Source organism: Kribbella sp. NPDC004875 (assembly GCF_042873375.1).
In the GTDB taxonomy this organism is placed as follows: Bacteria; Actinomycetota; Actinomycetes; order Propionibacteriales; family Kribbellaceae; genus Kribbella.
On sequence record NZ_JBIALI010000004.1, the window covers coordinates 325,914 to 350,202 of the forward strand.

Below are 24,289 nucleotides of genomic sequence, written 5' to 3' on the forward strand. Positions count from 1 at the left end.
TGTGGGTGTTCTTCGCGCTGTCTCGACAGCGACTCGGGACGTCATGGCGGCCACCGGCGTTCCCCTTCACGGAGGCAGGTGACTGCTGTCAGAGCGGCCGCGAGGACGACGGCCGCGCCGATGAGGAGACTGTTGCGTATTCCGGCGTGGAGTCCGGCGGGCGTGTCGAGGAGGGCTCCGAAGACCGCGATCGCGAGGGCGCCGCCGAGCTGGCGGCTGGTGTTGAACACACCGCCCGCCGTTCCCGCGCGATGGTCAGGGACGGCGTTGAGGAGGAGGGCGATCAACGGTGGGATGACCGTGGGTCCGGCGAGACCGACGAGGATCATCAGGGCCGCGAGTACTGCGATTGGCGTGCCGGCCGGGGCGATGGCGATCGACGTCAGGCCGACGGCCATCACCACCAAGCCGCCCGCGATCACCCGACGGGGACCGAGTCGCTCGACGATCCGCGGCCCGACCGGAGTAACGACGAGGCCCACGAGCATCATCGGTACGAAGGCGGCTCCGGTGTGGAACGCGGTGAGGTTGCGCTGCTGTTGCAGATACAGACTCATGACGAAGGGAAGTCCGTAGTACCCGATCATGAAGGCGAAGCCGACGACCGTGCTGGACACCACGACCCGGGACCTGAACAGCGCCGCCGGCACCATTGGGTGCGCGGTACGGCGCTGGATCGCCACGAACGCGATTGCTGCCACGACAGCGACACCCGCGGAGGCGAGGACCCGCCGATCGGCGAACCCTGACCGGCCGGCGTCGATCGTGGCGAAGACGAGCGCGGCCATCGCGATCACCGCCGCGACCTGACCCGGCCAGTCGAACGGCGCCGTACCCCGGCCGGGTCGCACTGTGCGGGTGAGTAGCAAGAGTGCGATCGCGCCGAACGGTACATTCACCAGAAAGATCAGCCGCCAGCTCAGCGACGTCAGGGCACCGCCCACGATCGGGCCGGCGGATGACGCGACGGCGCCACCCATCGCCCACCAGGCCACCGCTCGGGCTCTGCGCAGCGGGTCGGGATAGGCCAGCGCGATCAGTGCCATCGAGGACGGCATGATGATCGCGGCGCCGGTGCCCTGGACGAAGCGGAACACCACGAGCAGGGGAAGTGTCGGGGCGAGACCGCAGGCAGCGGACGCGAGCACGAACAACGCCGTACCGAGCCCGAAGGATGCTTTGCCGCCGATGCGGTCGACCAGCGTCCCGGAGGCGAGCAGGAACGCTGCGAACAGCAGCGTGTACCCGTCGACCACCCATTGGAGTCCTTGGATCCCTCCGCCGACGTCGGCCTGGATCTGCGGCAGGGCGACGTTGACGATGACCGCGTCCAGGGTGACGAGGAAGAACCCGAGCAGTGCGGTCAGGAGGGTCGTACCCGCGGCCCGGCTCGGTGCGAGCCCCAAGGTGGTCATGAAAATGAGCCAACCGCGATCAACGGCGATGTGGCAGTCCGGGTTCTTCCAGGTAACAGCAGAACCCCTCTGGTACGCCGGGAGCGCCGTACCGTGGACGCGTGAACCAGAAGAGCAGCGAGGCCCGCGACTTCCTGGTGAGCCGTCGCGCGAAGATCACGCCCGAGCAGGCCGGACTGAGTCATTACGGTGGGCATCGGCGCGTACCTGGGCTGCGGCGCGAGGAGGTCGCCCTGCTCGCCGGGGTCTCTGTCGACTACTACGCCCGGTTGGAGAAGGGGAACCTGGCCGGCGTGTCGGACAGCGTTCTGGACGCGGTCGCCGAAGCCCTCCGGCTGGACGAGGCCGAGCGGATCTATCTGTACGACCTCGCCCGCGCCGCCAATGCATCCGGCCGGCCGAGTGCACCGGCCGATCAGCGGCGCCGCCGTGCGTACCAGATCCGGCCGACGGTTCAGCGAATCCTCGATTCGATGAGTACGACGGCAGCGTTCGTCCGCACCGGGCGCCTCGACATCCTCGGCACCAACCTGCTCGGCCGGGCGCTCTACGCGCCGGTGTTCGACAGTCCGACCCGGACCAGCGAGGTCTCCCCGCCCAACCTGGCCAGGTTCCACTTCCTCGACCCGAGCGCGCGCGAGTTCTTCCCGAACTTCGACGAGGCCACGAACACCTGCGTCCAGCTGCTGCGAGCTGCCGCCGGCCACGACCCACACGACCGTGACCTCAGCGATCTGGTCGGTGAACTGTCCACCCGCAGCAGCGACTTCCGCACCCGGTGGGCGGCGCACGACGTACGAGTCCACCGGACTGGGGTCAAACACTTCCGGCATCCCGCCGTCGGCGAGCTCACCTTCGGCTTCGAAGCGATGGAGCTGACCGCCGACTCAGGCCTCACCCTCACGGCGTACACACCCGAGCCCGATTCACCGTCCGAAGAAGGCCTGAAGCTCCTCGCCACCTGGGCCGCCACGACGTTCGGCGCCCACCAGCCGGCGAACGGCTGACGATGAAGTACACCAAACTCGGTCGTTCCGGGCTCGAGGTCAGCCGGATCGCGCTCGGGTGCATGAGCTACGGGGACCCCACCCGCGGTCTGCACAGCTGGACGCTCGACGAGGACGCCGCTCAACCTTTCTTCCGGCAGGCGATCGAGCTCGGTGTGACGTTCTGGGATACCGCCAACGTGTACCAACTCGGCACTTCGGAGGAGTACGTCGGCCACGCGATCACCCGCTATTCCCGGCGGGAGGACATCGTGCTCGCGACCAAGGTTTCCGGACGGATGCACGACGGGCCCGGCGGCAGCGGACTGTCCCGCAAGGCCATCCTCGAACAGGTCGACGCCTCGCTCACGCGGCTGGGCACCGACTACATCGACGTCTACCAGATCCATCGCTTCGACCCCGCCACACCGGTCGAGGAGACGATGGAGGCCCTGTACGACGTGGTGAAGTCCGGCAAGGTCCGGTACCTCGGCGCGTCGTCGATGTGGGCATGGCAGTTCGCGAAACTCCAGCACGTCGCGGCCTTGCACGGGTGGACGCCGTTCGTGTCGATGCAGGACCAGTACAACCTGCTCAAACGCGAAGAAGAACGCGAGATGCTGCCGCTGTGCCTCGACCTCGGTGTGAGCAGCATCCCGTACTCGCCTCAGGCCAAGGGCCGCCTCACCCGCTCCTGGGGCACTCGGACATCCCGATCGGCCGTCGACGAGGTCGCGAAGACCTTCGACCATCCCGCCGACGGTCCGATCGTCGACGCCGTACAGACACTCGCCGAGGCACGCGGCGTCTCGATGGCACAGATCGCGATCGCGTGGCTCCTGACCAAACCGGTCGTCGCGGCACCCGTCGTCGGCGCGACCAAGCCCCACCATCTCGCCGAGGCGGTCAAGGCCCTCGACATCACCCTCAGCAAGACCGAAACCGAGACCCTCGAAGCGCCGTACGCACCGCAAGAGCCCTACTGGTGGTGACCGGTCCATCCTGCTTCGTAAGCTGTTGGCTCGTGCATCTGTTCAGATGTCACGCACCGCTGGTGATCTCGTGCGATCCGAAGGACTGAGCCTTGGCCGACCGACCTGAGATTGTGTGTATCTGCGGTTCTGCCCGGTTCATGGAAGAGATGCTCGCGGCGAACCGCGACCTGACCTTCGCGGGTGCCATCGTCGTCGCACCAGCCGCCTTCACCCGCCCCGACGATCGTGAGGCCGGCGAGCAGATCACCGACGAGCAGAAGGCCGCCCTCGGCGAACTCCACCTACGAAAGATCGACCTGGCCGACCGGGTCCTGATCGTCAACCCCGGCGGGTACATCGGCGAGTCCACAACCCGCGAGATCGCCTACGCCCAATCCACCGGCAAGCCAATCTCATTCACCGACCCCACCTAGCCCCCACAACGGCCGTACCGGCCCGCGGCGCGCGGCCCGCGGTACGCCGTAGTCGCGCCTGCGGCCGTCGTGCGGCGGTGGATTCGCGTAGCCGCGTGCGCCGCATCCACCACTTTGTGCGCCCACCGCTCATTTTCCGGGCGCGGAAGTGCGCGGTGGGTGCACAAAGTCGGCTGGTGGGGTGGCGTGCGAGTACGCGGTGCCGGTTGCTGCAGCGAACGGGCGGCTCCCGCGACCGGCTTACGGGCGTGCCGGGCTCTTGCAACCCGCCGTACGCCGCGTGCGCTCCCGCGACTGCCTCGGCGTTCGGGGACTCGCCGACGTTGGCGTGGGGTGGTCGGGTAGTCACGGTGTGTCTCGGCGAGGGCGCATAGAGGTGTGGAACGCCTGGACGGGGGTGGGGGCACGTGGGTGGGACCCGTGGGTTTGCCGGGCGCGGGGGTGGGGTGGACGGGGGGATCGTGGTGGGCAGAGAGAGACAGGAAATAGTTGAAGGAGTATCTGCGATGACCACGATCCACTTGCACGCGAACACCACGGCGACGCCGGAGCAGTTCGTCGAAGGGCTGACGGACTTCGGGCCGGGGCGGGCTGAGCTGTTCGGGAACAGCGCCGACAAGGACCTGGTGGTGCACGAGAAGGGCGTCGACCACGCCGACGTGACCGAGGGGTCGGGCGGTGTCTGGGAGCGGCTGAGCTACGACTGGTCGAACCCGCGCCACATCGTCCTCAGGACGACCGACTCGAACGCCTGGGGCGGCAACTCCGGTCACACCTACGACCTGACGCCGCGAGCGGACGGTACGACGGATATCGCGTACACGGTCGTCCGCGACGGCAAGAACTTCCGCGGCCGGGTGTTCGCGGGACTGTTCGCGTCCGTCGGCAAGGGCGTGCTCGCGAAGACGTTCCAGAAGTCGGTCCACGCGATCGAGCAGCGGTCCTGAACACAGCGTGGTACCCCGGTCATCGGTGAGTGATCGGAGTTCCGCGGCTGCGAGCAATGTCCCCGCTGCGCACGCGCGGTTAAAGTGAGGTCTTCTCGCGAGTGTCGTGCGAGAGGGGGAAGGCCGATGGCGAGGACCCGCCCGAATCGCTCGGTGGACACGCAACCGGAGCGCCAGGCGACGGCGGTCGTGCGGGAACCTGTGGCCCGGGGACGGGGGCGCGCGTGATGAACGAGGGAAATCGTTGTCGTACGGCGCTCACGCGGCTGAGCCCGTTCCCGGCAAGTGCGCCCGATACGCCGGCTCCGCTCGACGCGCTCGGGTTCGCGAACGCCTGGATCAACTCAGAACCCGTCCTCCCGAGCCGACTGGCAGGCCGGGTCGTTCTGATCGACTTCTGGACCTATACCTGCGTCAACTGGTTGCGCACGGTGCCGTATCGCCGCGCCTGGATCGAGAAGTACGCCGCGTACGGACTCGACCTGATCGGCGTGCATACGCCTGAGTTCGAGTTCGAGCACTCCCTCCCGAACGTACGCCGGGCGATCGACGCGCTCGGAGTGACGTATCCGGTGGCAGTCGACAACAACTACGCGATCTGGACGGCGTTCGACAATCATTACTGGCCCGCGTTGTACGTCGTCGACGCGCGTGGCGTCGTACGGCAGCACGAGTTCGGCGAGGGTAACTACGACGAGTCGGAGCTGATGATCCAGCGTCTGCTGACCGAGGCCGGCGCGACCGGTTTCGATCGGGACCTGGTCCAGGTCGACCCGAGCGGGATCGAGGTCGCCGCCGACTGGGCCGAACTCCGGTCGCCCGAGAACTACCTGGGCACCGATCGCGCGCAGAACTTCGTGTCGGTCAACGGCGCGAACCACCAGTACGCCGCCCCGCCCGTCCTCGACCTCAACCACTGGGCACTCATCGGTGACTGGACCGTCAGCCGCCAATCTGTCGCGCTGAATCACCCCACGGGATCCATCAGGTACCGCTTCCACGCCCGCGACCTCAACCTGGTCGTGGCCCCGCCGGCTTCCGGCGAAAAGGTCTCGTTCGAGGTCCGCATCGACGGTTCGCCACCGCTGACCGCGCACGGAGCGGATGTAGATGCCGAGGGCAATGGACTGCTCGACCATCCCGGCGTCTACCAGCTCATCCGTCAGCCCGGTCCCGTCGTCGACCGGACCTTCGAGATCGAGTTCCAGCGGGCCGGCGTCCACGCCTACTCCTTCACCTTCGGCTGAGTCATCACGCTGGCAAGGAGGATGAACATGATTCCTGAGGTGCAATTCCGTACGGTCGACGGAGTCCGGATCCGGTACGCCGACAGCCGACGCCCGCCCGAGCCGGCGATCCTGCTGACCAGCCCGTGGCCGGAGAGTCTGTACGCGTTCGCGCCGATCTGGGCGACGCTGACCGCCGAGGCCCGAGTGGTCGCCGTCGATCTCCCGGGGTTCGGCCAGTCGGAACACCGCGACAACCTGATGTCACCCCGCGCCATGGGCGGCTTCCTGAGCAGCCTCGTCAGCGAGCTCGACCTGGGGCATCCGTACGTTGTCGCGCCAGACGTCGGTACGGCAGCTGCGCTGTTCGCGGCCGCGGATTACCCCGACCTGTTCGCAGGACTGGTCGTCGGTGCCGGGGGAGTGGCGGTTCCCTTACAGCTGGGTGATCCGCTCAAATCGTGGGTCCTCGACGCGGACCTGGACAAGTACCGCACGGTCGACCCAGAAGCCGTGGTCAACGTGGCGATGGACACGCACGCGAGCGCCGTACCGGACGAGATCCGGGCCGACTACCTCACGTCGTATGCGGGCGACCGGTTCTTCGAGTCGATGGCCTACGTACGGCGCTATCCCGCGGAGCTTCCCGTACTCGCGGAGCTCCTGCCGATGGTCGCGACCCCCGTGACTGTCATTGGTGCCACCCGCGACCGCGTCGTACCGCTGGCCAACGCCGAGTTCCTGGCTGAGCGGTTGCCGAACAACCGGCTCGTGGTGCTGGAATCCGGTCACTTCGCGTGGGAAGACACACCGGAGGAGTACGCGGAGGCGATTGCCGATGCGCTTCAGGCGCGGTGAGGGCGGCTACTCGCTCGAGCGGGAGAAGATCTGCAGGAAGAACAGGAACACGTTCAGGATGTCGAGGAAGATCGAGGCGGCCATCAGCGGAGCGGACGCGATGTCGCTCGACCTGCGCAGCCGCTGGAAGTCGAACGCGATCAGACCGGCGAAGATCACCAGGCCGAGGATCGAGTAGATCAGGGCACCGTTGGGGATCCGGACGAAGACGAGTACCACGCCGAACAGGATGAGGCCGACGAGCGCCCAGGTCCCGATCCGTGCGAGTGCCGTCAGGTCGCGGCGGGTGGCGTAGCCGGCCGCGCCGAAGCCGGCGACGAACAGGGCCGTCGCCCCTCCTGCCTGCCAGAACGCGCTCGGGTTCACTGCGGCGTAGTACGCGAGTGTCGGTGCGATCGCGAGTCCCAGGAGGAGACCGAACGCGCCGAGCAGGAGGAGCGCGGTACCGGCCGAGCGGCGGGCCGCGAACTGCAGGCCGATCAGGGCTCCGAACGCGGCGATGAACGCGATGATGCCGACTGCGCCGTGCAGATCGCGCCCGAGGTAGGCCCCGAGCGCGAACAGCGCGGTGGTGCCGGCGACGTACTGCATCGTCTGCGCGAACAGACTCCGCGCCCGATCCCGGCCGATCACCCCGGCCGCTGCGGTGCTTGAACTCATCTTTCTCTGCCTTCCGTGAGTGCTTCCCTCCACGGTCCGCCTTCAGCCGCACTTTCACACCAGGGCATCCCACTGGTCACCCGCACGACCTCCTGGTCCGAGGATGCCTGCCCGCCGAGCTGGAGGGTTGCCCCTCCGGATTTCCAGGGGGCAACCCTCCGACTCGAGGGGCGACCCATCAGAACGCACCGGTGCCAGTGGGCCGATTGAATCGAGCATTTCGCTCACCGAGCCGCTGGCGGGCTCGAGTTGACCGAAGTCTGGTGCGGCTCACGCACCGGACTCATGGTGGAGGTAGGGCCTGCACGGCCCGGGGGAACCCTCGTGAAGGGTGCGGTGTGAAGAGGCGTTCGGCAACAGTGTGTACAGGGGGAGTTCGAGATGAGTGCTGGCACGGGTGAGTGGGACGGCGCGGTTGGGCTGCGGAGGACTGCGACCGCGACCGGATGGCTGATGGTGATCACGTTCGTCACGTCGATTCCGGCGTACTTCGTGTTCTACGCGCCGGTACGTGATCATCCCGACCGGATCACCGGGGCCGGGTCGAACCCCACCACGAGCGTGGCGCTCGGGGCGCTTCTCGAGCTGATCCTGATCGTCGCCAACGTCGGCACCGCGGTGGTGCCGTACACGGTCTACAAGCGCTACAGCGAACGGCTCGCGCTCGGGTACGTCGCGGCACGTCTCGTCGAGGGCACCTTCATCGCGGTCGGGATCATCAGCCTGCTGACGTTCGTGCTGATGCGGCAGGACGGCACCGCCGCCGGCACGCCGGCCCTCGGCGACGCGTTCGTGGCGATCTACGACCGGACGTTCCTGATCGGCCCGGGCTTCTTCGCCGGCGTCGCGAACGGGATGATCCTCGGCTACCTGATGTACCGGTCCGGGCTGGTGCCGCCGCGGCTGGCGATCCTGGGGCTGGTCGGTGGCCCGCTGGTTGTCGCGTCCGGGATCGCGGTCATGTTCGACGTCATCGACCGCGGGTCCACGGTGCAGGGAATCGCGACCCTCCCGGAGTTCCTCTGGGAGCTGTCGTTCGGCATCTACCTGATCGCCAGGGGCTTCCGAACGACCGCGGCGACGCCGGCGCCGGACGGCAGAACGGTTGCTCACGACGCGAATTCGTAGCCGCCCGCCTCTTTCCGAGGCTATCGATGCAACCAACTTTGTACTCGTAGGCGTGTCTAACCCGGTATCGAGGATCGGGGAGGGCCTATGAGTGATCGGGACACCGCGTTCGCGGCGTACTTCGCTGCGCGTTCCGACGCCATGCGCGGGACGGCGTACCTGCTGTGCGGCGACTGGCATCGAGCGGAGGACCTGGTCCAGCAGACGTTCACGAAGATCTATCTGGTGTGGCGCCGGATCCAGCGGCACGAGGCGATGGACAGCTACACCCGGCAGACGCTCGTGCGGACGTTCCTGTCCGAGCGGCGCCGGGGATGGTTCCGGCACGAGTCGGTCGGTTCCCCGGAGACCGAACGCGTCGCGCCGTCGCCCGGCCTGGCCGACGAACGGCTCGTGTTGCTGGAGGCGCTCGCCAAGGTGCCGCCGAGACAGCGCGCGGTCCTGGTCCTGCGGTACTGGGAGGACCAGTCCGTCGAGCAGACAGCCGCGCTGCTCGAGTGCTCGACGGGAAATGTCAAGAGTCAGGCCGCGCGTGGGCTGGCGACGCTGCGCGATCTTTTGGAAGGGGAGAGGGTTCGATGAAGGAACAGGAACTCAGCGAGGCACTGCACGATGTCATGGTGCGCAGCAGTCCGCCACCGTCGATGGACCCGGCGAGCGCCCTCGAGCGGGGTCGCCGGGCGCGCACACGCCGTACGGCGGTGGTGACCGGGGCTGCCGTCGCGACGCTGGTGGTCAGTATCGGCGTCGCGCCCGCGCTGGTCGCGCATTACGCGGCCGGTCGGCCGACGGGTCCGATGGTGGCGGGCGCTACTGGCACGACGCCGTCGATGGCTACTCCGCGGCCGGTCGCCACCGCAACGCCGCAGGCGCCGAAGACGCGGAAGTCCACTGACCCGTGGCCGGAGGGTCAGGTCGACCGTACGGCGACCGCGGGTCCGCGCGCCGACCGGGCCGTGAACCTGATGCAGGAGCTGAGCGCCGCAGTCCCCGCGGGCTTCAGCACGCCGAACCTGAAGTACGACGACGGCCGCCCGATGCGATGGCCGCAGGCGCAGTACGCGTCGAATGACGGGGAGCAGGACTACTGGGAGTACCAGGCCATCATCCCCGTGCAGAAGAACGGCCGCGTCGGCCAGTTGCTCGCGTTGTCGACCACGCCCGACGGCAAACCAGCAGTGGCCCCGTGCAAGCTGGCCCAGCGCTTCTGGGGCGGCACCGGCACCTGCACCGTCCTGGACGTCAACGGCAAGAAGGTAGGCGTCCTCACCACCAACGGCAACGACAGCTACGACCAGTGGGCCGCCTACCGCCACCCCGACGGCACCGTCGTATTCCTGGCCCAATCCAAGAAAACCGACGGCCGATCACCGCTGACGAGCCCGGTCTTCACCCCCAGCCAGCTGGCCGAGCTGGCAACCTCCCCGAAACTCAAAATCAGCACCTGACCAGATCGACTCGCCACGAGAGCACCGGTCTTTCTTGATCAGCCCGTCTTGAACAGGTTGTTCAAGCCGACGAGGTTGGCCAGGCTGTCGAGGACGCCGGACGACGCCGACTGCTTGATCTTCGGCCCGGCTCTGCGCAGCCCGGCCAGCAGCAAGGGCAGGAAGATGAGCAGTACGCCGACGCCGGCCGAACCGATGACCCAGCCGGTGTCATCGGGCGGGGCTGTTGCACCCGTCCGGGCTGCGGCTCGGCTCGTCGTCACCTCGGCGAGTTGCGCCTCGTAGAGCTTCTGGCGCAGGGTCGCGTCTGCCGCGTTGCCGGCCGGTATCGATGGCCACGCGGCCAGGCACGCGCCAGTCGTCGGGTCCTTCTGCTGGTCCGCCGAGCAGACGACGTCCGCCACGGCGTGGTGACTCGGCGGGGTGAGGAACGGTGCAGGCAACGATACGACTCCGATGCCAAGGGCAACAACGGCGCAGCGCAGCAGGGGCGCGCGGTTGAGCACGCTGGTGTTCGTCCACTGCACGAAGGTTCGGGCGCGGTTCAATTGGGCCTGCAGCGTGCCCGATGCGTCGGCCGGGTCCTTGACCTTGTCGCCCTTGGTCAGGAACGCCAGGTACGCCGTGGCGAGCAGGATGGCGAACCCGAGGAACAGGCTGGGTAGGATGCCGCGCGCAGGCAACGGGTTGTCGGTGACCGAGAAAGCGAGTGTCAGCGCTCCGGTGTAGAGCGCGAAGATCGCCGTAGCTGCCTTCTGGACGAACTCGGCGCTCGCTCTGGCACGGTCGATGCCACCTTTGGCCACTGTCATGACCGCGTCGTTGAAGGCGGCAGCCGAGGCACGATCCGCGTCCAGATCGGCCTTCGCCTCGGCCCTGTCGGCTGCGGCGGTAGCGGCCAGCTCGGCCAAGCCGGCTTCGAGCCGCGTCTGGTCGGCGGCGCGGGCGGCAGCGTCCCGCTGGATCGCCAGGGTGATCCGCGCGGTGAAGACGGCGGTTCGCTCACCGTTGCCGGTAGGCCTCGGCAGCCCGGGGAGTCCTCGCACCACTCGGCCGGCCACGACCTTAACCATCCGAGTCGTCGGAGTCGTCGAAGTCGTCGGAGTCGTCGAAGTCGTCGAAGGCGTCGGCTTCGGACTCGATTTCACCGAGGTCGACGAGTCTGCCGGACACCGTGTGCAACGGGCTGCTGCCCACGTGCACCAGAACGCCGTCGACACCCGGCGTGAAGTCGGACTCCTGGTAGCGCTGCCGTTCCCAGCGGCAGTAGACACCCGCCATGGTCCCCCCAACGTTGCTCCCGTGGACCAGGATGCACGCTCCGTAACGGCCCGTCCAGAGGCTGCGCCGGCGTCGACGACTGCGAGTGGCGTGTGTAGAGGGCGTTGCCGAGTGCCCGCACCCGGCGACCGCCGTACCTCGTCCCGGGCGGGCTCAGCCTCGGGTCGGCAGTTTGGTGTTGTACTGGTTGATCGCCGCGACGAGTGCGAGACCGGCCGCCTCGACGACGTCGGTGGACGACGCCCTGACCGTGACTCTGCGGCGGGGCAGCTCTACTTCGAGCTCGACCTCTCCGGCGGCCTCGCTGCCCGGACCGATCGAGTAGGCCCGGAACGCGACGACCCGCACCTCCACTCCGGTCGCCTGCGAGACCGAATGACACACCGCGTCGATGAGTCCGGTGCCAGAACCCCGGGCGGGCACCTGCTCCCCGGCGTGCGACAGCTTGACGGTGACGCTCGGTCCGTCCTGCGTACCCCCGGAGTACGTGATCGCGTCGAGCTGCCAGACGTTGGACGACTCCGTCATACGATCCCCCTGACTGTGCGGCAAACCCCCTCAACTGGAGCGTAACCGTTGCGGGAGCGTCGCGGGCCGAACTCCGTCAGGCTGAGGTGAGGGAGTGACCGGGGATGGCGTTGATCAGTTGCCTGGTGTAGTCCTCGCGCGGGGAGTGGAAGATGGCGTCGGGGGTGCCGGACTCGACGATCCGGCCGGCGTTCATGACGTAGACGTGGTGTGAGACCAGGCGTACGACGGCCAGGTCGTGGCTGATGAAGAGATACGAGAGGCCGAGGTCTTTCTGCAGCGAGACCATCAGATCGAGGATCTGTTCCTGGACCAGTACGTCGAGGGCGCTGACGGCCTCGTCCATGACGACGAGTTCGGGGTTCAGCGCGAGGGCGCGGGCGATCGCGACCCGTTGCCGTTGGCCGCCGGAGAGTTCGTGCGGGTAGCGCTCGGCGAAGGTGGACGGCAGGGCAACGTGGTCCAGCAGCTCGGTCACGGCCTTCCGGCGGGTCGTGGCGTCGCCGATCTTGTGGACCCGCAAGGGTTCGGACACGACCTGCCCGATGGTGTACCGCGGGTCCAGCGAACCGTACGGGTTCTGGAACACCGGCTGTACGGAGCGGCGGAACGCCATCAACTCCCGCCCGCGCAGACCGGAGACGTCGGCGCCCCGGTAGCGAACCGTGCCGCCGTCCGCGTCCTCGAGCCGCAGCGCGAGACGGGCGGTCGTGGACTTGCCGGAGCCGGACTCGCCGACGATCGCGACGGTCTGCCCGCGAGGGACCACGAGATCGACGTTGTCGACGGCAAGGAACGGCTCGGCGCGCCGGCGGATGCGGTACTTCTTGACGGCGCCGGTCATCTCCAGCAAGGTCTCCGCCGCATCGGCCGCATCGGCCGCGCGATCCACGGAGACCACCTTCGCGCCGGCCATGCCGGGCGCCGCGGCGAGCAGCCGCCGCGTGTACTCGTGCTGTGGATCCGCGATCAGCTCGCTCGCCGGACCGGTCTCGACGATCTCGCCGCGGTACATGACCGCGACCCGATCCGCCCGCTCGGCGGCCAGCGCGAGGTCGTGGGTGATGAGCAGTACGGCGGCGCCGAGCTCGGAGGCGAGCTGTCCCATCTGATCGAGGACGAGGCGCTGGACGGTGACGTCGAGTGCGGACGTGGGCTCATCGGCGAGCAGTACTTCGGGACGGCACGCGAGCGCCATCGCGATCAGCACCCGCTGCCGCATGCCGCCGGAGAACTCGTGCGGGTACTGGTTGAACCGCGCCTCGGCGTCGCCGATACCGGCCTCGCCGAGCAGCCGGATGGCCTCGGCACGGGCGGCCTGCCCTTTGGCCCGGTCGTGGACCTCGAGAGCCTCGACGATCTGCGCCCCGATCTTCATCACCGGGTTGAGGTTCGTCATCGGGTCCTGGGGAACCAGGCCGATGCGGTTGCCGCGGATACCGGTCATCTGCTTCTCGCCGGCGGCGGTGAGGTCCAGATCGTCGAGCATGATGGTGCCGCCGGAGATCCGGCCGTTGGCGGCCAGCAGGCGATTGACGCAGGCGACCAGCGTGGACTTGCCGGAGCCCGATTCCCCGACGATCGCGAGCGTCTCACCGGCTGCGACGTCGAGGCTGACGTTGCGGACGGCCTCCACCTCGCCGCGTGAGGTGGTGAAGGTGACCGACAGATCGCGGATCTTCAGGACCAGCTCGCGAGCCGGTGCGGAGCTGGTCGTCATCGTTCCTCACTCGCGGTTGCGGACTGATCGAGCAGCTGGACGGCGCCGTCCAGCAGTACCGCCTGAATCTCGGCATTGGTGACGAGGTCGCCCGTGGGGACGTCCGACCCGGGCGTTCCGAGAGCGCCGTACAGACGCATGGCGCCGCCGGCGATCACCACGGGACGCTCGAGACCGAGGGCGAAGAAGGTACCGGTGAAGCCGCCGTGGTGAAGCAGCGTCAGCGGTCCCCGCGCGGTCGTGATCTGCATCCGCCGGAAGCCGACCGCCTGCTCCGGATGCGCGGCCGCCGGTCGGGCGAATCGCGCCAGTACGTTGGCATCGAACAGATCGCCCCTCTGCAGGGCGGCGCCCAGCAGCAGAAGATCGTCGACAGTCCCGAACAGGCCTGCGTGACCGGCGACACCGCCGAGCGCATGGGCGGCGTTGCCGTCGTTGACCTCACCCCGCAGGCTCCTGCTGCGCCAGCCGTCGAAGTCAGCAGTCGTGAAGGGAACGTCGTACGGGCGTCGCGTAGCGATCATGCCGAACTCGTAGGCGTCGCTGTCCGCGCTGGTGACGGCCTGATCGGCGGGGATGGGACCGTAGGAGGCGGTGAGCGACAGCGGCTCGGCGATCAGCTTCTGGAACGCTTCGGCCTGGTTGAGCGTCGTGATGCGTTCGATGATGTGTCCGGCCAGGATCAGGCCGAGGTCGGAGTACTTCCAGGTGGTACGCCGGTCAGCGGCCGGGGAGATCGTCTGCGCGCGGCGCAGGGCGCTGTCGCGGTCGCCCGATTCGCAGTACAGCGGCCACCACGGTTGGAGGCCGGCGGTGTGCGTCAGCAGCTGCTCGACGGTGGCATCACCGGCGAAGTACGGCAGGTATCGCTGGGCCGGTGCATCCAGGTCGAGCTGGCCTTCGGCGACCAGGGACATGGCGAGCGTGGTCGTCGAGGCGACCTTGGTGACCGAGGCAAGGTCGAGGGCGAGCCGGCGAGTCATCGGGACGCCGGTGGTGCCGGGACCCGGAAGCACCGCCCAGCCGCCGGCCTCGACCTGGGTGTCCGAGCCGACCCGGACGCCGACGACCGCGCTCGCCGGTCGGTGGTGCTCGTCACCGAGACCGAGGAGCCGGTCGACGACGTGGCCGAGCGCGGTCATCAACGGCCCTCGCTCTTCGGGTCGAGGGCAGCGCGGAGGCTGTCGCCGAGAAGGTTCAGGCCGATGACGGCCACGATCAGCGCGATGCCCGGGAACAGCAGCATCCACGGCGCGACGCTGGTCAGCGTCTGGGCGTCGTAGACCATGCCACCGAGCGAGGCGGCCGGCGGCGGCGTACCGAAGCCCAGGAAACTCAGCGATGCCTCGGTCAGGATCGCCCACGACAGCGAAAGGGTGACCTGGACGACCAGGATGCCGCGCATGTTGGGGAGAACGTGCTCGAACAGGGTCGAGAATCGGCTGCGACCGATCGCTGTCGACGCCAGTACGTAGTCGGCGGTCCGCAGGGTCAGCACTGGTCCGCGCGCGACACGGGCGAAGATCGGGAGGTACACGATGGCGATCGAGATGCTGACCGTCAGCCAGCTGCGCTTGAGCGTCGCGGCCAGCGCAAGCGCCAGCAGGAGCGACGGGAAGGCGAAGAGCACGTTGGTGACGACGCCGACGATCCGGTCGACGACCCCTTGGTAGTACCCGCCGAGCACGCCGAGGATCGTGCCGGAGATCGCGGCCGCGGCCACCGAGACGATTGCTATTCGCAACGAGTTGGCGAGTCCGGACGCGACCCGCGAGAAGATGTCCCGGCCGAACTGGTCGGTGCCGAACAGGTGGCCTGAGCCGGGAGACTTCAGCGAGTCCGCGACGTTCTGGTGCGCGGGGTCGTACGGCGTGAGGCCGAACAGCGAGAGCAGCGCGACAATGAGAACGACCAGCGTCAGGACCACGCCGACGATACCGGCCGGTGTCCGGAAGGCGCCCAGCCAAGCGCGCTTGCGCCGGGTCGCGTCGATCGGGACGTCCGGAACGTTGTTCAGCTCGGTCGCGGCGCTCATCGGACCCGCGCCTTCGGGTCGACGAGGCGGTACACGAGGTCGGTGAGCAGGTTCACCAGCACGAACATCGTGGCGATGATCAGCACGGTGCTCTGCACGACGGCGTACTCCTTCTGGTTGAGGCCGAGCAGGACCTGGCGGCCGATCCCCGGGATGGCGAAGATCTGCTCGGCCACCAAGGCGCCGCCCAGCAGAAACCCGAACTGCAGACCGGTCATCGTCACCACCGGGATCAAGGCGTTGCGCAGGATGTGCCTGGTCTGCAGGCGTCGTTCGGGCACGCCCTTGGCCCGGGCCGTGCGGACGTAGTCCTCCTCGCGGATCGCCAGGATCGCGGTGCGCGTGGTCTGCAGGACGGGCGGCGCGATGCTGATCCCGAGCACGAGGACGGGCAGGATCATCTGTTCCAGGTTGAGCCCGGGGGACTGCGTGAGCGTACGGAAGCCCTCACCGTTCGGGTACCAGCCGAGGGTGTTCGCCAACCAGGTGGCCAGGACGGTGGCCAGCAGGAACGACGGAACGGACAACGCGAGCAGACTGCCCAGCTGGGTGAGGCTGTCCCGCGGCTTGCCTGGGCGGCTCGCGGCGATCACACCCAGCGGCACCCCGAGGACGAGGCCGACCAGGATCGACAGGATCGCCAGCTCGAGAGTGTTCGGCAGGGCCTGCGCGGTCAGCTGCGCCACGCTCACATGCGAGGTTGCGGAGACGCCCAGGTTGCCGGTGAGGACGCCGCGCAGCCAGTCCAAGTACTGGACGGGCAATGACTTGTCGAGGCCGTAGTAGGCCTCGAGGGACCGGACCTGCTCGGGCGAGAGCTCACCGGCGGCTGTGCCGTACGACGCGGTGATCTGATTGCCCGGCACAACTCGCAGGAGTACGAAGGTCAGCACGGACACACCCACCAGCGTCAGTACGGCCTCACCGAACCGTCGGGTCATAGGGTGACGGAGGTACCTCATCAGGACAGCGAGGCCTTCCAGAGCGTCGACAGGCCGGCGTCGCTGCGCGCCTCGAAGTTCTTCACCTTCGTGTTGACCGCGATGAATTCCTTCGGCGTGAACAACCAGACCCAGGCCGCGTTGTTCACCAGTTGGTCGGACAGCTGCTTGTAGATCGCCTGCCGCTTGGTGATGTCGGTGGTCGCGATGCCTTCGGCAAACAACTTGTCGAGTTCCGGCGAGCTGTAGCCGGCGACCTTGTTGTAGCTGCCGGTGGAGGTGAAGTATCGCGCGTACATGGTGTTCGGGTCCGCGCTGCCGCCGTTCTGCGCGATGGCGGCCTCGAAGTCTCCCGCCAGCCACTTCTGCACGTAGGTGTTCGAGTCCAGCGTCTGCACGGTGACCTTGATACCGACCTTGCCGAGCTGCGCCTGCACGTTCTGGGCCTCGTTGACTGCGGTTGAGTACAAGCCCTGGGACGTGATCAGGTTCAGCGCGAAACCGCCCGGCTTGCCCGCCTTGGCCAGGTAGTCCTTCGCCTTCGCGAGGTCCTGCGTGGCGCAGGGCTGCGCGTTCGGGTCGGACTTGAACTCGGGGGAGGTGATCGGGCCGGTGATGTCACCCGCACCGAGCGCCGCGGAGTCGACGACCTCCTTGCGGGCGATCGCGCACTGGATCGCCAGCCGGGCGTTGACGTTGGTGAGCGCCGGCGAGGTCGCCCGGAGCTGCAACACGTGGTACTGCAGTGAGGAGACGGTGTCGACCTTGACCTTGTCCGACGTCGCGGTCTTGGCGGTCACGGGGTTGTCGAAGACGGCCACGCCGACCGATCCGGTCTTCAGTGCCGCGACCATCGACTGGTCGTCGGGGATGATCCGGAACTCGAGGTTGGCCGCGCCCGGCTTGCCGCCGGCGAAGTCCGGGTTGCGCTGCAGGGTGATCGACTCGTTCGGCGTTCGCTTGACGAACTGGTACGGGCCCGAGCCGATCGGCTTCGTCTCCAGGCTGTCGACGGCGATGTCCGACGGCACGATCCCGGTGTTCACCCCGGTGAGCCCGACGGGGAACGAGGCGTCGGGTTTCTTCAGCTTGACCACGACCGTCTGCGGGGCCGGCGCCTGGATTCCGGCGACCGAGGCGAAGTACGACTTCGAGCTGGCCTTGGACTCGGGGTCCATGATCTTGTCGAAGGTGTACTTCACGTCGGTGGAGTCGAGCGCTGAGCCGTTGGTGAACTTCAGGCCCTTCTTGAGGGTGAAGGTGTACGTCGTACCGTCGGCGGAGACCTTCGGGAGATCCGCGAGGCCCGCGATCGGATTGTGGTCCGCGTCGGTGTCCAGCAGCGTCGAGTAGATCTGCGAGAGCACCTGGATCGACTGCTCGGAGGTGCTGGTCCACGGGACCATCTGCGTCGGGTCGGCGGTGATCCCGAAGACCAGCGTGGAGTCGGAGCCGGCCGAACCGGAGCCCGAAGAGTTGCTGCCTGAGCATCCCGCGACCAACAGGACGACGCTGGCAACCGCGGCGCCGGCACTCAACGCGCGGCGCCCGGGACGGCTGACCTTGAACACGGGGACCTCCATGGCATCAGGGGTGTGCTGCTGCAATCGAACGCCCACTCAACGGCGCCCTGACGACCCTAGGTCAATTTCTTCCCTACCCGCCATCCGAAAGGTAATTTTCCCAACCCAACTCCAACTCCGGCGTGATCTCCGCGCCTCATACTTGGGCTCTGCTGATCTCGAACAGAGCCGGCTCGGAGGCGCAGGTCAGCAGCCCGGGAGGACGACGAGTCCCAGTGGGCCCAGACGGTCTGGTTGATGACGGTGTCGGCGGTGCTCGAGTTGCGCCTTCCGGGCTTGTGTGATCGTTCGAACAGGTTCTTGATGCCAGCGGGTCCGATGTCGGCTCGATAACCTGGCGGTGGTCAGCCGTGCCGAAGCTGCTCGGACGGTGCGGCAGTTTGCGCGAGGAGGAGAGGTCAGGTGCCGAGGATGAGTACGTCGACCGCGTTCGGGGTCGATATCGGCGGCAGCGGGATCAAGGGTGCCATCGTCGACCTGGAGAAGGGCGACCTGGCCACGGAGCGGGTGAAGCTCCTGACGCCCAGCCCGTCCACCCCGGCGGCCGTGGCCAAGGTCGTGGCCCGGCTGGTCACGCAGGCTGGGTGGACCGGTGAGCTGGGTGCGACGTTCCCGGCCGTGATCAACCACGGCGTCGCCAAGAGCGCCGCGAACGTCGACAAGGGCTGGATCGGGACCGACGTCGACAAGGTCCTGTCCGACAGCACCCAGTGTGCGGTGACGGTGCTCAACGACGCCGACGCGGCCGGCATCGCCGAGGCCCGGTTCGGCGCTGCCAGGGGCGTCGACGGCGTGGTCATCCTGCTCACGTTCGGCACCGGTATCGGCAGCGCGCTGCTGATCGACGGCCGGCTTGTGCCCAACACCGAGCTCGGTCACCTCGAGCTGGACGGGCACGACGCGGAGACGAAGGCATCCTCGGCGGCGAAGGACAACGAGGACCTGTCGTACAAGCAGTGGGCCAAGCGGGTGCAGCGCTACCTGCGGCACGTGGAGAACCTGTTCACCCCTGACCTGTTCGTCGTCGGCGGTGGGGTCAGCAAGCACGCGGACAAATGGGTGCCGCTGCTCGACATCTCCACCCCGATCAAACCGGCTCAGCTGCTCAACAACGCCGGAATCGTCGGCGCGGCGATGGCCGCACACGAGAAGTTCACCGAATAGACGGCGTACGATTTCGGGCTGATGCCTTCCATTCGTGCTCGCCGTCCGCGGCCTCCTGACATGACAGTCCCCGTCGACGCGCTGTCGGTGTTCACCGACGGCGCCTGTTCGGGCAACCCCGGCCCCGGAGGCTGGGCGTGGGCGGTGTCGACGACGAAGTACGCCTCCGGTCATGAGGCCGCCTCGACGAACCAGCGGATGGAGATCCGCGCCGCGCTCGAAGCCGTCCGGGCGAACGCCGGTCCGCTGCTGGTCGTCTCCGACTCGACGTACGTCGTCAACTGCTTCCGCGACCGGTGGTACGTCGGCTGGCTCGCGCGCGGCTGGCTGACTTCGGCGAAGAAGCCGGTCGCCAACCGAGACCTGTGGGAGCCGCTCGTGGAGCTGGTGACCGAACGCGGCGATGTCGCTTTCCAGTGGGTGAAGGGCCATTCCGGCCATCGGATGAACGACTTCGTGGACCAATTGGCCGTCGCCGCCTGCGTCCCCCGCCGCTGACCCTCACCTGCCGGTCGATCAGGAATTCGTCGCCACCCACCAGGCGGCGATCTGGGCGCGCGAGCGGACTCCGAGCCGGATGCGGATGCGTTCGATGTGTCCTTCGGCCGACCGTTCGTCGATGCCGAGTCGTACGCCGATCTCTCGGTTGGTGAGCCCTCGCGTGACCAGGGCTGCGACCTGTCCCTGGCGAGCGGTCAGGTGCGGAGCAGCCGTGCCGCGCAGCGCGGGGAGGCCAAGGAAGTCCCGGATCACCGTGAGAAGGGCGTCGACGTCGCCGACGTACGGCAGATGTGAGCGTCCGGGCAGGATGCGAAGCGTCGCCGCTGGGATCCCGTCGGCGACCAGCCGGGCCTGGTCGAGCGGTGCGGCGCGGTCGTGTTCGCGGTGTACGACGAGCGTGGGCGCGCGTACCGTCGCCAGGCTGCCGGTCACGTCGACGCGGTAGCAGAGGGTCAACAGGTCAGCGGCGGTCGCGGCCGAGGACGCTTGCCGTTGGTAGTCGGCGAGCGCGGAACGGGTACCGGTCGACGCCTCCGGCGCGAAGATGTCGGTCAGCACATCGGCGCCCAGTCCCCAGTGGCTGCGCACCAGGCCGACGACGTGCTCGCGTACCGGCGCGGGGGCGATGTCCACGCCGCGTGCCCACCCGCCGTACAGCACGAGGTGGTCGACCTCCGTGGCGTGTCGCGCCGCCCACTCGATCGCGATCGGCACGCCGAGTGAGCTGCCCATCACGTCGTACCGATCGAGACCCGCCGCGGTGACGACGGCGTCGAGGTTGTCCAGCTCGGATTCGAGGGACGCGCGCACGGCCCCGGCGCGATCAGACAGTCCGCATCCGGGCCGGTCGTAGCGCAGTACGGTCCGTCCCTGGGCGAGTCCCTCGAAGAGGCGGCGCTCGGCCGGCAGCGCCCAACTGAGCTCGAGGTGGCTGAGCCATCCGCCGATGAACAGGAGCGGGGGCCCGGTTCCGGCGGTCGCATAGGCCACTGTCGTTCCGTTCGGCAGGCGGGTCGAATCCAGCCGCTGTTCCACCTGGCCCCTCCCTTCGCCAGGTGTCCAGCGTCCTGCAAGTCACTTCCTGACGCCAGCACAGGTGGGCCGAGAGTGGGGTAGTTCCACGCCTGACAGGCCTCGGCGAGGCCCGTGACGATGGTGGAAAGAAGTGCCCCGCACTAGGACGGGGCGGCTACGAAAAGGGGACCAGAGATGACAGGCACGGTGGGGATCGCATTCACTCCGTTCGAGGACCGGTTCGAGGTGATCGAGCGGGCGGCGATGCTGGCGGAGGAGCGGGGACTCGAGTCGGTCGGGGTCGCCGAGGCGATGACGCTCGACGCGCCGATCGTGCTGGCCCGGCTCGCGGAGCGCACCGAGCGGATCGGTCTGGTGACAGGTGTCCTGTCGGTGTGGGGCCGCACCCCGGCCACACTCGCGCTCACAGCCGCTGAACTACAGCGTGCTTCCGGGGGCCGGTTCGTTCTCGGGCTGGGCGCCAGCACGGCGCCGATCACCGAGGGTTTCCACGGCCGGCACTGGCAGACGCCGTTGCGAAAGCTGCGCGACAGCGTCGTAGCGGTCCGTACGCTGCTCGCCGGTGAGCGGCTCCCGGCACCGAAAGACGGTGTCCGACCGCTGCGGATGGGAAGCCCGCCAACGGTACCGGTGCCGATCGCGCTGGCCGCGGTCACCGCGCCCAGCATCCGCCTGGCCGGCGCCCTCGCAGACCAGTGGTTGCCCTTCCTGCTCCCGCCCGCGGGCCTTGATGCCGGTCGCGAACTGATGGCCGAAGCTGCGTCCAGTTCGGGTCGCACCGACGCCGCGACCGTCACCGCGTCCGTCCCGATCGCCCTTGCCCCGGACCGCGACCGTGCGGCGCGCATCGCCGTACGCTGGCTGGTCACCTACGCCACCCGGATGGGTCCGGTGTATCCGAAGATGCTGCGCGAGCACGGGTACCAGCGCGAGCTCGACGCTCTCCTGGACGCCAACCCCGACCCACGCGACGCCCACCTCCCGGTCGCGGCCGAGCGGCTGGCACACGACGTACTGCTTTTCGGCACGTACGACGAGGCACCCGAGTTGACCCGGGCCTGGCTGAAGTACGCGGATGATGTCGCCTTCGTTGCCCCCTTCGGTCTTCCTGGCGAGCAGATTTCCGAGACGATCAGCCGCTTGTGACAAAGCCTGGACCTCTGCCGAGAGCAACGACTACTTTCGGTGGAGGACTACCAGGGGAGGAATTGTGGGACGTCGCCTCGGTTCTCTGTTGCTCGTTGGCGCAGCGGCCGTCGGAGTGGCGGCCGTTGGAGTGGTGGCTGCGCCGAACCTGACGGCGCAGGCCGCGCCCGCAAGGGGGCCGGCCTTCTCGCCCGGCGCACCAGGTGCCGGGGATCCGTACTTCCCCGACATGGGCAACGGCGGCTATGACGTCAGCCACTACGACATCACGTTGACGTTCGACCCCAGGACCAAGGCGATCGGCGCGACCACGACGATCCTTGCCCGGGCCACGCAGAACCTGTCCCGGTTCGACCTGGATTTCCAGGGACCGTTGCAGATCAGCAAGCTCTTGGTCGACGGGCGCGACGCGTCGTTCGCCCGCAGCGGTGCACAGGAATTGGTGATCACTCCACGACACGGTCTGCGGCGGGGGAGTAGGTTCCTCGTCTCGGTGACCTACGCGGGCGTTCCGCGGAAGATCGACGACCCGGCGCTGGGCGTTTCCGGCTGGGTCGCCACCAAGGACGGTGCCGTTGCGCTCAACCAGCCGATCGGAGCGGCGACGTACTTCCCGGTCAACGACACGCCCGACGACAAGGCGACGTACAGCCAGACGATCACGGTCCCGAGCGGACTCACCGTGCTGGCCAACGGTGAACCAGGGCCCACCACCACGCACGACGGCCGAACCACCTTCCGTTGGCACATGAACCGGCCGATGGCGAGCGAGCTGGCCATGCTCGCGATCGGGAAGTACGACGTCACTCGCGGCGTCACCGCCGGCGGCCTCCCGAACATCACCGCGATCGGCAAGTCGATCGACACCGTTGCCGGTCAGGGCAAGGTGTTCAACCAGACCACGGCGCAGATCGTCCAGTGGGAGGAGTCGATGTACGGGCGTTACGCGTTCGACTCGACCGGCGGCATCCTCGCCGACGTCGGCGTCGGCTACGCGCTGGAGACGCAGAGTCGGCCGGTGTACGACCAGAGCACCAGCCGCGTCGACGGCGACCTGCTGGCCCACGAACTCGGGCACCAGTGGTTCGGCGACAGTCTCACCCCGGTGCACTGGTCGGACATCTGGCTGAACGAAGGCTTCGCCACGTACTCGGAGTGGCTCTACCAGGAGAAGTTCAACGGCATCCCGGTAGCGAAGTCCTTCGCGCAGACCTACGCCGACGAGAAGGACTGGACCGGCACGGTGGCCGACCCGGGCCGCGACCACATCTTCGACGACCTGGTCTACAACCGCGGCGCGATGACGTTGCAGGCGCTCCGCCTGAAGATCGGCGACCGCGCCTTCTTCCGCGTCCTCGAGCAATGGCCGGCGACGTACCGGTACGGCAACGTCTCGACGCAGACCTTCATCCGCTTCGTCGAGCGCCTGACACACCGCGATCTCGACGCGTTCTTCCACACCTGGCTCTACCAGCCAGGCAAGCCGGCCCTTCCCGCCGTCACGCCTTGACGGCGCGGGTGGCGAAGAAGCCCGGCATGTACTGGGCGGTGGCATCCGCGTGGTGCGGGGCCTCCTCGAAGTGCGTCAGGGTGAAGCCCGCCGCGAGCTGGCCGCCGATCTGCTCGGTGAGTGAGTGGCTGTATTCGATCGGGCCCGTCCCGTAGGAGCGCGCCCGCTCGGCCTCCGAAAGATCAAGGCTGCTGAACGGAAGCCGGTGGCGCACCACGAGCTCGCCCCGCTCGTCCATGGCCGCAGCATCGAAGATGAAGATGTCAGGGTTCAGGAACCCGGCCATCAGAATGCCGCCCGGGCGCAGCACGCGGTACGACTCTCGCCAGACTGGTGCGAGTTCGGGGCAGAACACGTTCGACACCGGGTTGAAGACGATGTCGAAGCTGCCGTCGGGGAACACGCTCAGGTCGCGCATGTCGCCGAGCACGGTGCGGACGGAGAGTCCCTCGCGGGTGGCGACCTCCCGGTCGCGGTCCAGTTGCCGTGGCGAGTTGTCCAGGACCGTCACGGCCGCCCCCGCTGCCGAGAGCACCGGGCCCTGTTGCCCGCCACCGGAAGCCAGGCACAGCACCTCGGCGCCGGCCAGTTCAGCCGGGAACCACTCGCGCTGCACTGCCTGGTACCCGATCAGTACGACGGACCAATCGCCGGCTCGCGCTCGCGCGATGACCTCCGGCCCGGCCGGCTGGGTCCATTCGTTGCTGTTCTCCACCTCGCGGTCCCAGGCGGCCCGGTTGTACGCCACGGGATCAAAGCTGTCCGTCAC

Annotated in this window: 25 protein-coding genes; 13 read left to right on the forward strand and 12 right to left on the reverse strand. The window is 68.1% G+C overall.

Annotated elements, in window-relative coordinates:
* Nucleotides 1-41: 41 nt before the first annotated feature.
* Nucleotides 42-1,415: an MFS transporter gene (locus ACFYRH_RS23855; RefSeq protein ID WP_387779197.1), complete on the reverse strand. Its 1,374-nt coding sequence runs from the start codon at nucleotides 1,413-1,415 to the stop codon at nucleotides 42-44.
* Between the two features lie 101 nt (nucleotides 1,416-1,516).
* Between ACFYRH_RS23855 and ACFYRH_RS23860 the strand changes: the two genes are divergently transcribed.
* The 6 genes from ACFYRH_RS23860 (at nucleotide 1,517) to ACFYRH_RS23885 (ending at nucleotide 6,840) form a co-directional block, all read left to right on the forward strand.
* Nucleotides 1,517-2,422, forward strand: a complete 906-nt coding sequence (locus ACFYRH_RS23860; protein WP_387779200.1) for a helix-turn-helix domain-containing protein — start codon at nucleotides 1,517-1,519, stop codon at nucleotides 2,420-2,422.
* 2 nt (nucleotides 2,423-2,424) lie between these two features.
* A complete protein-coding gene (locus tag ACFYRH_RS23865) occupies nucleotides 2,425-3,393 on the forward strand; it encodes an aldo/keto reductase (protein WP_387779203.1) in 969 nt (322 codons plus the stop codon).
* A gap of 140 nt (nucleotides 3,394-3,533) precedes the next feature.
* The gene (locus ACFYRH_RS23870; RefSeq protein WP_387779206.1) at nucleotides 3,534-3,809 is read left to right on the forward strand and encodes a hypothetical protein; all 276 of its coding nucleotides are present in this window, start codon (nucleotides 3,534-3,536) and stop codon (nucleotides 3,807-3,809) included.
* Nucleotides 3,810-4,315: 506 nt separating this feature from the next.
* The gene (locus ACFYRH_RS23875; protein ID WP_387779209.1) at nucleotides 4,316-4,756 is read left to right on the forward strand and encodes a hypothetical protein; all 441 of its coding nucleotides are present in this window, start codon (nucleotides 4,316-4,318) and stop codon (nucleotides 4,754-4,756) included.
* A 227-nt stretch (nucleotides 4,757-4,983) separates the two neighbouring features.
* The gene (locus ACFYRH_RS23880) at nucleotides 4,984-6,003 is read left to right on the forward strand and encodes a redoxin family protein (protein WP_387779212.1); all 1,020 of its coding nucleotides are present in this window, start codon (nucleotides 4,984-4,986) and stop codon (nucleotides 6,001-6,003) included.
* A 27-nt stretch (nucleotides 6,004-6,030) separates the two neighbouring features.
* On the forward strand, nucleotides 6,031-6,840 hold the full coding sequence (locus tag ACFYRH_RS23885) for an alpha/beta fold hydrolase (RefSeq protein WP_387779215.1): 810 nt from the start codon (nucleotides 6,031-6,033) through the stop codon (nucleotides 6,838-6,840).
* 6 nt (nucleotides 6,841-6,846) lie between these two features.
* On the opposite strand, the gene ACFYRH_RS23890 is transcribed toward ACFYRH_RS23885, so the two are convergent.
* Nucleotides 6,847-7,500, reverse strand: a complete 654-nt coding sequence (locus tag ACFYRH_RS23890; protein WP_387779218.1) for a Bax inhibitor-1 family protein — start codon at nucleotides 7,498-7,500, stop codon at nucleotides 6,847-6,849.
* A 381-nt stretch (nucleotides 7,501-7,881) separates the two neighbouring features.
* On the opposite strand from ACFYRH_RS23890, the gene ACFYRH_RS23895 reads away from it, so the two are divergent.
* The 3 genes from ACFYRH_RS23895 (at nucleotide 7,882) to ACFYRH_RS23905 (ending at nucleotide 10,076) form a co-directional block, all read left to right on the forward strand.
* On the forward strand, nucleotides 7,882-8,628 hold the full coding sequence (locus ACFYRH_RS23895; RefSeq protein ID WP_387779221.1) for a DUF4386 domain-containing protein: 747 nt from the start codon (nucleotides 7,882-7,884) through the stop codon (nucleotides 8,626-8,628).
* An 87-nt stretch (nucleotides 8,629-8,715) separates the two neighbouring features.
* The gene (locus tag ACFYRH_RS23900) at nucleotides 8,716-9,210 is read left to right on the forward strand and encodes a SigE family RNA polymerase sigma factor (protein WP_387779224.1); all 495 of its coding nucleotides are present in this window, start codon (nucleotides 8,716-8,718) and stop codon (nucleotides 9,208-9,210) included.
* Nucleotides 9,207-10,076, forward strand: a complete 870-nt coding sequence (locus tag ACFYRH_RS23905; protein ID WP_387779227.1) for a hypothetical protein — start codon at nucleotides 9,207-9,209, stop codon at nucleotides 10,074-10,076. The genes ACFYRH_RS23900 and ACFYRH_RS23905 overlap by 4 nt, the downstream gene beginning before the upstream one ends.
* A 38-nt stretch (nucleotides 10,077-10,114) precedes the next feature.
* Here ACFYRH_RS23905 and ACFYRH_RS23910 read toward each other — a convergent pair whose 3' ends face one another.
* From ACFYRH_RS23910 to ACFYRH_RS23945, 8 genes are all read right to left on the reverse strand, one after another.
* Nucleotides 10,115-11,137: a hypothetical protein gene (locus ACFYRH_RS23910; protein ID WP_387779230.1), complete on the reverse strand. Its 1,023-nt coding sequence runs from the start codon at nucleotides 11,135-11,137 to the stop codon at nucleotides 10,115-10,117.
* Nucleotides 11,138-11,141: 4 nt separating this feature from the next.
* Nucleotides 11,142-11,357, reverse strand: a complete 216-nt coding sequence (locus ACFYRH_RS23915; RefSeq protein ID WP_387779232.1) for a hypothetical protein — start codon at nucleotides 11,355-11,357, stop codon at nucleotides 11,142-11,144.
* A 153-nt stretch (nucleotides 11,358-11,510) separates the two neighbouring features.
* Nucleotides 11,511-11,885: an alpha-isopropylmalate synthase regulatory domain-containing protein gene (locus ACFYRH_RS23920; protein WP_387779235.1), complete on the reverse strand. Its 375-nt coding sequence runs from the start codon at nucleotides 11,883-11,885 to the stop codon at nucleotides 11,511-11,513.
* Nucleotides 11,886-11,961: 76 nt separating this feature from the next.
* A complete protein-coding gene (locus ACFYRH_RS23925) occupies nucleotides 11,962-13,605 on the reverse strand; it encodes a dipeptide ABC transporter ATP-binding protein (RefSeq protein ID WP_387779238.1) in 1,644 nt (547 codons plus the stop codon).
* Nucleotides 13,602-14,747 carry a serine hydrolase domain-containing protein gene (locus tag ACFYRH_RS23930; RefSeq protein ID WP_387779241.1) on the reverse strand — a complete coding sequence of 382 codons (1,146 nt, stop codon included), beginning with the start codon at nucleotides 14,745-14,747 and terminating at the stop codon, nucleotides 13,602-13,604. The genes ACFYRH_RS23925 and ACFYRH_RS23930 overlap by 4 nt, the downstream gene beginning before the upstream one ends.
* Entirely contained in the window at nucleotides 14,747-15,640 is an 894-nt protein-coding gene (locus ACFYRH_RS23935) for an ABC transporter permease (RefSeq protein ID WP_387779244.1), read from the reverse strand. Before ACFYRH_RS23935 ends, ACFYRH_RS23930 begins: the two co-directional genes overlap by 1 nt.
* Nucleotides 15,637-16,581, reverse strand: a complete 945-nt coding sequence (locus tag ACFYRH_RS23940) for an ABC transporter permease (protein WP_387779247.1) — start codon at nucleotides 16,579-16,581, stop codon at nucleotides 15,637-15,639. The genes ACFYRH_RS23935 and ACFYRH_RS23940 overlap by 4 nt, the downstream gene beginning before the upstream one ends.
* A gap of 20 nt (nucleotides 16,582-16,601) precedes the next feature.
* Entirely contained in the window at nucleotides 16,602-18,164 is a 1,563-nt protein-coding gene (locus tag ACFYRH_RS23945) for an ABC transporter substrate-binding protein (RefSeq protein WP_387779250.1), read from the reverse strand.
* Nucleotides 18,165-18,575: 411 nt separating this feature from the next.
* Between ACFYRH_RS23945 and ppgK the strand changes: the two genes are divergently transcribed.
* Nucleotides 18,576-19,328 (forward strand): polyphosphate--glucose phosphotransferase, encoded by a 753-nt coding sequence (gene ppgK, locus ACFYRH_RS23950; protein ID WP_387779253.1) that lies wholly within the window; start codon nucleotides 18,576-18,578, stop codon nucleotides 19,326-19,328.
* Nucleotides 19,329-19,388: 60 nt separating this feature from the next.
* The gene (locus tag ACFYRH_RS23955) at nucleotides 19,389-19,826 is read left to right on the forward strand and encodes a ribonuclease H (protein WP_387779256.1); all 438 of its coding nucleotides are present in this window, start codon (nucleotides 19,389-19,391) and stop codon (nucleotides 19,824-19,826) included.
* 18 nt (nucleotides 19,827-19,844) lie between these two features.
* Here the strand turns inward: ACFYRH_RS23955 and ACFYRH_RS23960 are convergent, their stop codons facing one another.
* The gene (locus tag ACFYRH_RS23960) at nucleotides 19,845-20,864 is read right to left on the reverse strand and encodes an alpha/beta fold hydrolase (RefSeq protein WP_387779259.1); all 1,020 of its coding nucleotides are present in this window, start codon (nucleotides 20,862-20,864) and stop codon (nucleotides 19,845-19,847) included.
* A gap of 174 nt (nucleotides 20,865-21,038) precedes the next feature.
* Here ACFYRH_RS23960 and ACFYRH_RS23965 point away from each other — a divergent pair, with 174 nt between their 5' ends.
* A complete protein-coding gene (locus ACFYRH_RS23965) occupies nucleotides 21,039-22,010 on the forward strand; it encodes an LLM class flavin-dependent oxidoreductase (protein WP_387779262.1) in 972 nt (323 codons plus the stop codon).
* Nucleotides 22,011-22,143: 133 nt separating this feature from the next.
* On the forward strand, nucleotides 22,144-23,520 hold the full coding sequence (locus ACFYRH_RS23970) for a M1 family metallopeptidase (protein ID WP_387779265.1): 1,377 nt from the start codon (nucleotides 22,144-22,146) through the stop codon (nucleotides 23,518-23,520).
* Here ACFYRH_RS23970 and ACFYRH_RS23975 read toward each other — a convergent pair.
* Nucleotides 23,510-24,289: a class I SAM-dependent methyltransferase gene (locus tag ACFYRH_RS23975; RefSeq protein ID WP_387779268.1), complete on the reverse strand. Its 780-nt coding sequence runs from the start codon at nucleotides 24,287-24,289 to the stop codon at nucleotides 23,510-23,512. The two genes, ACFYRH_RS23970 and ACFYRH_RS23975, sit on opposite strands and share 11 nt — an antisense overlap.